6 protein-coding genes and 1 tRNA gene are annotated in these 5,812 nt (G+C 53.3%); 6 read left to right on the top strand and 1 reads right to left on the bottom strand.

Translation table 11 applies throughout. From position 1 onward, the window contains the following. The 4 genes from nirK to ENH71_RS11645 form a co-directional block, all read left to right on the top strand. Positions 1-1,297 (top strand): copper-containing nitrite reductase (gene nirK, locus ENH71_RS11660; protein WP_294133141.1); only part of this gene is annotated, 1,297 nt, incomplete at its 5' end. A 22-nt stretch (positions 1,298-1,319) separates the two neighbouring features. Next, entirely contained in the window at positions 1,320-1,769 is a 450-nt protein-coding gene (locus ENH71_RS11655; protein WP_294133139.1) for a hypothetical protein, read from the top strand. 16 nt (positions 1,770-1,785) lie between these two features. Then, positions 1,786-2,103: a hexameric tyrosine-coordinated heme protein gene (locus ENH71_RS11650; RefSeq protein WP_317622378.1), complete on the top strand. Its 318-nt coding sequence runs from the start codon at positions 1,786-1,788 to the stop codon at positions 2,101-2,103. 320 nt (positions 2,104-2,423) lie between these two features. Next, a tRNA-Arg gene (locus ENH71_RS11645) sits at positions 2,424-2,500 on the top strand. A 98-nt stretch (positions 2,501-2,598) separates the two neighbouring features. On the opposite strand, the gene ENH71_RS11640 is transcribed toward ENH71_RS11645, so the two are convergent. After that, a complete protein-coding gene (locus ENH71_RS11640; protein ID WP_294133137.1) occupies positions 2,599-3,057 on the bottom strand; it encodes an Rrf2 family transcriptional regulator in 459 nt (152 codons plus the stop codon). 100 nt (positions 3,058-3,157) lie between these two features. Between ENH71_RS11640 and hmpA the strand changes: the two genes are divergently transcribed. Together hmpA and ENH71_RS11630 are read left to right on the top strand one after the other, a co-directional pair. Next, the gene (gene hmpA, locus ENH71_RS11635; RefSeq protein ID WP_294133135.1) at positions 3,158-4,444 is read left to right on the top strand and encodes an NO-inducible flavohemoprotein; all 1,287 of its coding nucleotides are present in this window, start codon (positions 3,158-3,160) and stop codon (positions 4,442-4,444) included. Positions 4,445-4,539: 95 nt separating this feature from the next. After that, positions 4,540-5,691, top strand: coding sequence for an NnrS family protein (locus ENH71_RS11630; protein ID WP_294133133.1), 1,152 nt, complete (start codon positions 4,540-4,542; stop codon positions 5,689-5,691). Positions 5,692-5,812 lie beyond the last annotated feature (121 nt).

The following is a 5,812-nucleotide window of genomic DNA, read 5'->3' as shown; positions in this document are numbered from 1 at the left end:
TTGTATGCACCCAAATCTTCACCGCTTATCGAGCCTGCTAGTCTATGCCGTGATGTCAGTGATGGTGCTCGTCCTGGTTACATTGCTGGTATTGGGCGGCCCGTCATTAATCTGGAATGTGCGCACGTCGCTGCTGGAGGTGTTCACGCTGGCAGTGGCCGCTACTGCGTCCTGGTATTTTTTCATGAGGTTAATCCACAGGTTGGATTACCCCGCCGGCATGCTGACATCCATGGCAGTGTTCGTGAGTGCCCTGGCGCTGTTTATTGTGATTTCACTGGGCGCTCGCCACCTGCTGCAATATCCGCAGTATGGTGAGACCTATGGCCCGGACGAGGGGCCAGCACTACCGTTGGGCAATGTGCTGGAATTTTTTCGGCGCATCGGTGACTTCGAAACGATAGGCGACATCGCCGCTGATCCGCGCGAAGTGCCGCCTCCGGCGCGCAGGGAGCCACAAGAGATCAGTCTCGAGCTGGAAACCCGGGAAGTGTTGTCCGAAGTGGCTCCTGGCATCAGTTTCAATTACTGGACCTTTAACGGACAGGTGCCCGGGCCCATGCTAAGAATTCGGGAAGGTGACGCGGTCAATTTCACACTGCGTAATCACGAAAGTAGTCTTCATGATCACAATATAGATCTGCATGCCGTGACCGGACCGGGTGGTGGAGGAGAAGCGACTATCGTTGCTCCTGGCGAAGAAAAGTCATTTCGGTTCCGCGCCCTGAACCCCGGACTGTATATCTATCACTGCGCAGTGCCGAATATGGCGGTCCACATGAGCCATGGTATGTATGGCCTGATTCTGGTAGAGCCCGAGGGCGGTCTGCCTGAGGTGGATCGAGAGTTTTACATCGTTCAGGGTGAACTATTCACAACAGGCACAATCGGTCGACGCGGGTTGCAGGTGTTCGATGGCCGCCAGATGCTGGATAGCAATCCTAATTATGTTTTCTTTAACGGCCGCACCGGCGCTCTTTCGGAGAACCTGACCGCAGAAGTGGGCGACCGCGTTCGCCTTTATGTTGGTAATGGCGGTGTCGCGCTGTCATCGTCGTTTCATGTGGTTGGCGAAATTTTTGATACCGTATACCCGGAAGCCAATATAGGCGGGGCAAAGTTCCACAACGTGCAAACCACAGCCGTGCTGCCGGGAGGCGCCACGATTGTTGAGTTTACTGTGGACTATCCAGGAACCTACGTATTGGTCGATCATGCGTTGGCGCGAGCTGATAAAGGGGCCTGGGGGCTTCTTCATGTCACCGGCGAAGCTGACCCGGAAATTTTCGATCATTAACCAAATATCTCAGGAGCGGGAGATGCGTAATTTCAATATTCTGAGTCTGCTGTTGCTGGCTGTGCTCTGGACAGGCCTGCTACTGGGGATATCATTCCTGGCAACGCCGGTGAAATTCCTTGCGCCCAGCCTGTCACTGCCGGTCGCACTGGATGTGGGCCGGCAGACCTTCATGGTCTTCAACTGGGTTGAGGTCGTACTGGCGTTGCTGCTTGTGGTACTCACTGTCGGTACAGCCAGGCGATGGCTGCAGGCGACGGTCGTGATTATTGCGCTAATTGTGGCAATGCAAACGATCTGGCTTCTGCCGGTACTGGATGTTCGCGTGCAGGTAATTCTGGACGGCAGCACGCCTCCGTCATCCTCGCTACACATGATTTACATCGTCGCAGATGCGCTCAAACTGACGCTGTTGGGAATTCTCGCGTGGCGAATATGCCACTTAATAAATCAATCGTTGACTATCAAATGAACCGATGGAGGACCAGATGATGACAAAACAATACGCATTGATTTCGATGGCTCTGGGGGCGCTGGCTATTACAGCTTTGATTGTGCTGCTGACCGGCAGTCCAGCCAGTGCCCAGAATGACGGGCTTAATCTGATCACGGATAATCCAGATGAGGGTTATGCGCTGGCCGTAACTCTGGCACGCCGTGGCGTGAGTACCACGCAGCCGGATCGCGAGGTGCTTTTCTCACTGCGTGAGGAGTACGCAACGGATGCAGAGTTGTTAATCGCTTCCTCCCAGGTCATTGCCATTCATTTCGCCACCATCGCGGAAGCCAATGATCACTGGCGGTGAAGTCTGCATTAAATAATATTGTAGGCGAACTCTGCGGGACTTTTGCGGGTTTTGTTGGGCATTGTTGTGCTTTATAGTGCAAAAACACGCAACGGACGCACTATTAAAGTTAATAAAAACAATCATATGGCGCTTACAGTAGGGGCTTCGAACCACTTGGTCGGGAGTTTGACAAAACGCACTGCGTTTTGGACGGCTGCAAGCCGCCCCGCAAGGGGTGAGTAATCCGCCAAAGCGGATTGCGAATCAATCTCTCCGGAATACTGGAGATGTAGTTACTGTTGGTGGCAGTAGCGCAGAGGAAACAACACCAAAGTTACGCACCCGTAGCTCAGCTGGATAGAGTAGGTGGCTTCGAACCACTTGGTCGGGAGTTCGAATCTCTCCGGGTGCGCCAAACAATAAAAGGTCCGCTTTATGCGGGCCTTTTTTGTTTGTGTAAATTTGTCGCTTCGGTTTGAAGTTGTCCGAATATTTCCAGCTGTAGGCCAGCAACTACAAAATCTTGAGCGGGAGAACGGAATCCTGCCTGAGAGGCTGAAGAAAAAGAGACTTGTCCGGGACGGTATCTGCCAGCGTGTGGGAGTTGAGTGACTCGATAAAGGCCTGATTGGCATCGAAAAGAAAGTGTTTGAGGTGGCAACTGTCAGTGACCTTGCAGGTATTGGTGTCTCTGTCGAAACATTCGACGATATCCATATTCGGTTCAAGGCTCCTGATCATGTCGCCAAGCTTGAGTTCAGCTGGATCCCGGGCCAGCCGGATTCCTCCACCTTTTCCCTTGGTGCTGGCGATATAACCCAACTGACTGAGCTTGTGCACAACCTTGACCAGATGATTGCGGGAAATGCCGTAGTGTTCGGCCAGTTCGCGAACGCTGCATAGCCTGTCAGGCTCGGCAGCAAGATACATTAGCGCGCGCAGGCCATAGTCGGTAAACGTCGTCAATTGCATGAATCACCCTCAAATCAGACTTGCAATAGCTGGCAAGTCCGGCAATAATAATATGTACCTGAAATACATATTAAAGCATTTTTTTCAAAAAGGATCCGTAATGTTACGCGAAGAAAACATCAAGGTTGTTAAATCCACTGCTCCGATTCTTGAAGAACATGGAGAAACCCTGACTCGCCACTTCTATGAAAGGATGTTCTCACATAACCCTGAAGTCGCACCATTATTCAATCCTGCCAATCAGGCGGCAGGGCTCCAGCAAAAAGCTCTGGCAGGTGCAATCTGTGCCTATGCGGCCAATATTGATAATCTGGAGGCGTTGGGCGGCGCTGTCGAACTTATCGCGCAAAAGCATGTTTCCCTGCAAATTCGTCCCGAGCATTACCCCATCGTAGGTGAAAACCTGCTGGCATCAATATCAGAGGTGCTGGGCGAAGGCGCCACGGAAGCTGTGATTGACGCCTGGGCTGAGGCTTATGGCTTCCTTGCTGACATCCTGATTGGTCGGGAGAAGCAGATCTATAGCGAACACGCCGAGGTCGCGGGAGGCTGGGTGGGATTCCGGACCTTCCGGATTGTGAGCAAGGAGGTCGAGAGCAGTGTTATTACTTCTTTCTACCTGACGCCGGTCGACGGGGGAGAGCTGCCGGAATACAAGCCAGGGCAGTACATCACCCTCCGGGTAGAAAGGCCGGATGGTTTCACTACCATGCGTAATTATAGCCTTTCCGACAAACCGGGCCAGGATCACTTTCGCATCAGCGTAAAACGGGAAACCGGACTTGGCGCCGGCAAGCCGGATGGTTATGTTTCCAACCTGCTGCATGCGAAACTGGAAGTTGGCTCGGAACTGGAGCTGTCGGCGCCTTGCGGTGAATTCTTCCTTGATGTGACAGAAAAGCACGAACGACCTCTTGTTCTTTTGGCGGCAGGGGTGGGAGTTACGCCACTCATGAGTATACTGCTCAGCGCTCTTGAGACAATGCCAGGACGTGAGATCGTCTTTATCCACGGTGTCGAGGATGAAAAGGTCCAGGCGTTCCGCGCAACAATAGATGCGTTGAGCTCCCAATACCCGAATCTGAAAGTCCACTACCGTTACAATGCGCCGATCAAGCCTGATGCCATTGATTCGGACTCATCGAGCACCGGACTGGTAGACGCAGAGTTGATTGAATCGCTCGTCCCCCAGCGCGATGCGGACTATTATTTCTGTGGTCCGCAGGCGTTCATGGTCAACATTTACCACCAGTTGCTGACGTGGGGCATCCCTCCAATGCAGGTGCATTTCGAATTCTTTGGTCCACGCCAGGCACTGGAAAAGGGCGCAACTGACGAGGCTCCTAACGAACTGCATGCGGGGGGCCGTTGTCCTATGCATGCCTGACGTGCCGGACCGGAAAGGGCCTGTGAGGAAAGCAATATTAGTCGTGGGGATGTTCACCATATGATCAAAGGGATGGACGTAAAGTGACAACATTTATGGATCGATTGTTTTCCTATGCATTCCGGCCGTTTTTTCTGCTGGGCATTATCTATAGCATGTCAGCGATCATCCTGTGGATTTTGATCTGGAGCGGAAACCTGGTGTTGGACTGGTCCAGGGCGCCAGTACACTGGCATGCGCATGACATGATGATGGGACTTATGGCTGCGGCAATCGCGGGGTTTTTATTGACCGCAGTGGCCAATTGGGCCTCCCGTCCGCCGGTAGCCGGTTGGCCGTTGGCGATTCTGGTCACGTTCTGGCTCGCCGGCAGACTGGCGATGTTGTCGCCCACACTGAGCGCCATGGCAGATGGGCTTTTCTGGCTATTGCTCTGTATGCTGGTGGCGCGCGAACTGTTCAGCGCGCGCAACAAACGTAACTATAAGGTGCTGGCGGTATTAGTCGCACTCAGCGTTAGTGATATGCTGTTCCATGCTGGGGAATTGCAGCTGCTGCCAGATATTGATCTTCAGCGGGTGTTATGGGCGCAGTTGTGGCTGGTGATAGTGCTGATCAATGTGATCGGCGGGCGTGTCATTCCGGCATTTACCGGCAACTGGTTGCGTCGGCGAGCGCCAATGGGTGAGACGGTGTCCCCATCGAAACTGCCAGAGCCTTTTGGGCTGGTCGATCAGATTGCCATCAGCTTGTTGCTACTGTTTGCGTCAAGCGTCATATTTCAGTGGCCCGTTGCGGTGGCAATTCCCCTGGGGTTCAGCTGTTTTGTAGCGCAGTGCTGGCGGTTGCTGCGTTGGAAATTCTGGTTGACCCTGTCTGATCCGCTCGTGTGGATGATGCATTTGTCCTACGCCTGGCTGGTTACGGGCATTCTTCTGTGGACGCTGTCGCTGGCCGGGGTTATGTCTGTCAGCGCCGCCGTGCATGCTCTGACCATAGGGGCCATCACGAGTATGATTGTCAGTGTCGGTGCTCGGGCAGCGCTGGGTCATACCGGTCGTGCTTTAAAGAGTCATTACCTGTTAACGTGCGCAATCGTGCTGCTCAGCCTTGCTGCTTTAACACGTATCGTCGCTGCAATCGCTGGCGGGCAACTTTGGCTTGAGATGGCCACTGGGCTCTGGGTACTGGCACTGCTGTGTTTTGCCGTTCGTTATGTGCCGATTCTGATCGGACCTGCAAAATAGTTGGAGTCTTGTATGCACCCAAATCTTCACCGCTTATCGAGCCTGCTAGTCTATGCCGTGATGTCAGTGATGGTGCTCGTCCTGGTTACATTGCTGGTATTGGGCGGCCCGTCATTAATCT

Origin of the sequence: Pseudohongiella sp. (assembly GCF_011050365.1) — a bacterium.
Taxonomy (GTDB): domain Bacteria; phylum Pseudomonadota; class Gammaproteobacteria; order Pseudomonadales; family Pseudohongiellaceae; genus Pseudohongiella.
This window is presented reverse-complemented; position numbering and strand designations above follow the sequence as displayed.